This is a genomic window from Wohlfahrtiimonas larvae (assembly GCF_002006755.1).
GTDB classification, from domain to species: domain Bacteria; phylum Pseudomonadota; class Gammaproteobacteria; order Cardiobacteriales; family Wohlfahrtiimonadaceae; genus Wohlfahrtiimonas; species Wohlfahrtiimonas larvae.
In genome coordinates this window covers 1-2,474 of sequence record NZ_MVDO01000079.1, presented here as the reverse complement: position 1 = coordinate 2,474, position 2,474 = coordinate 1, and the positions used below count along the sequence as shown (strand labels likewise).

At 36.5% G+C, this 2,474-nt stretch carries 3 protein-coding genes; 2 read left to right on the top strand and 1 reads right to left on the bottom strand.

Annotated elements, in window-relative coordinates:
• Positions 1-1,393 (top strand): glutamine-hydrolyzing GMP synthase (guaA, locus tag BZK14_RS05060; RefSeq protein ID WP_077925480.1); only part of this gene is annotated, 1,393 nt, incomplete at its 5' end.
• Between the two features lie 85 nt (positions 1,394-1,478).
• Positions 1,479-1,664 (top strand): hypothetical protein, encoded by a 186-nt coding sequence (locus BZK14_RS05055; RefSeq protein WP_077925479.1) that lies wholly within the window; start codon positions 1,479-1,481, stop codon positions 1,662-1,664.
• Between the two features lie 11 nt (positions 1,665-1,675).
• Here the strand turns inward: BZK14_RS05055 and BZK14_RS13575 are convergent, their stop codons facing one another.
• Positions 1,676-2,257, bottom strand: a complete 582-nt coding sequence (locus BZK14_RS13575; RefSeq protein ID WP_171973642.1) for a pilin — start codon at positions 2,255-2,257, stop codon at positions 1,676-1,678.
• Positions 2,258-2,474: the final 217 nt, after the last annotated feature.

Below are 2,474 nucleotides of genomic sequence, written 5' to 3'. Positions count from 1 at the left end.
AGGCATTATTTTATCGGGTGGGCCTAACAGTGTTTATGCAGAAGATGCCTTCAAGATTGATATGGAAATTTTCAATTTAGGCATTCCTGTGTTGGGTATTTGTTATGGCATGCAATTAATGTCTGATTCAATGGGTGGTAAAGTTTCTAAGGCTGATCATAGTGAATATGGTAAAGCAGTATTAAAACATACAATTAAAGATGCAATTTTATTACAAGGATTGCCTGAAGAACATACTGTTTGGATGAGTCATGGCGATTTAGTAACTCAAGTTCCAGCAGGCTTTGAAGTGATCGCAACAAGTAGTGATTGCCCGATTGCTGCGATGGAAAATAAAGCTAAGCAGTGGTTTGGTGTTCAGTTCCATCCAGAAGTACAACATTCAGAAAGAGGTTTTGATTTATTGAAAAACTTCACGTTGAATGTTTGCCAATGTGCAGGTGATTGGAAAATGGAAAATTTTATCGATCAGCAAGTGAAAGCAATTCGCGAAACAGTTGGTGATAAGAAGGTTTTGTTAGCATTATCAGGTGGTGTGGATTCAAGCGTTGTGGGCGTTTTATTGCATAAAGCAATCGGTTCACAATTGACGTGTGTATTTGTCGATCACGGTATGTTGCGTAAAGGTGAAGCAGATGAAGTGATGAATAATTTAAGCGGTAAGTTTGGTTTAAACATCATTAAAGTAGATGCTAAAGAACGTTTCTTAAGTAAATTGGCAGGTGTTTCTGATCCAGAACAAAAGCGCAAAATCATTGGCAATGAATTCATTTACCTATTTGATGAAGAGTCAGAAAAGTTAAAAGACATTGATTTCTTAGCACAAGGAACTTTGTACACAGATATTATTGAAAGTGGTACCGCAACAGCGCAAACTATTAAATCTCACCACAATGTGGGCGGTTTACCTGAAGATATGAAGTTTAAATTGATCGAACCTGTAAATACTTTATTTAAAGATGAAGTGCGCCTATTGGGTGAAGAATTAGGTATGCCCGCTCATTTAGTATGGCGCCAGCCATTCCCAGGTCCAGGTTTAGCGATTCGCATTTTGGGTGACATCACAGAAGAGAAATTAGAAATCGTGCGTGACAGTGATTTTATTCTCCGTGAAGAAATTGCAAAAGCAGGTTTAGATCGTGATATTTGGCAGTACTTCACAGTGATGACAGGCTTAAAAAGTGTTGGCGTAATGGGTGATACTCGTACATATGATTATACGTTAGCAATTCGTGCGATCACATCAGTAGATGGCATGACTGCAGATTTTGCACGCATTCCATGGGATGTTCTACAGAAAATTTCTGTGCGTTTAGTGAATGAAGTTAAGCATGTGAACCGTATTGTTTATGATATTACAAGTAAGCCGCCTGCAACAGTTGAATGGGAATAATTGCATGGGCTAATGGCTCATAAGTAACAGTAAAACCATTGGTTTGTGGGGTTGGGCCAATGGTTTTTTATTAAGGAGAATTGTTATGTGGATGTATTATGTCATTGGGGTTGTTGCGGCTATTTTATATGGCTTTGCAACAGTGAGCGTTATGAAGCAAGGTGGTAAGTATTCAGTTGAGCGTGGTAGCTCATATAAAAAAGGTATGATCTTTCCTGCTATAGTGATGGCTATTCCACCAATTGCCATCATTGTCATGCAATTACTTTAGTGATTTTATTTTTAACACCTATTAGTGCCAGAGCATGTTGAGAAATCTTTTGCAGCTTCTTGGCAATTTGCTGGTGCAATGATTCTAGGCATAAACATATAATAGCATTGCCATGTGATGCTACCACCTTTCCAGTTTGCACCAGTGCTTTGTAAATATATGTCAGACTCAACATTGGTTGGAGATGGTACTAACATGATTTTCGGGACTTGATTGGCAGGAAGCCTGTTAGATAAACCTAATTTATCTTTAGAATATTCTATAGTGATACCCATTGGATTCCACCATGTACCTGTTGCTACCCTTGTGATCGCATTATGTGCAAAGGATTCCGGGGGAGCAATGCCATAGGTATCGTTAATATTTGATGTGCCATTAGAACCACCAGAAGCATGTTTATATACAAAAGATCCATTAGAAATGTAATGGTCAATCATTGAAGATTGAACTGAGGTGGCGACAGATAATCCTTCTGTTACATATGTTCTAGCAACATATTCTTGATATGATGGCATTGCAATCATTGCAAGAATACCAATAATTGCAACAACAATCATTAATTCTATTAAGCTAAATCCTTTATTATTTTTCAAAGCCATACCTCATTATACGGTCAATATATTGGTTGATTAATAAAAATTATACCAATGATTAGGATTAGGGTAAATAATTTTGTTAATTTTTGTTAAGTTTTAGAGAGGGGTTATACTATAATAACTCATTATGATAATAATGAGTTAATTGTAAGATCAAATATTATTCTAAATAATATATCCATAATAAAACAGGTTTTTTCTTAGTTTGTAGGAG

Coding starts and splice junctions, on each gene's coding strand:
- BZK14_RS05055 (WP_077925479.1), top strand. CDS start 1,479: ATGTGGATGTATTATGTCATTGGGGTTGTTGCGGCTATTTTATATGGC.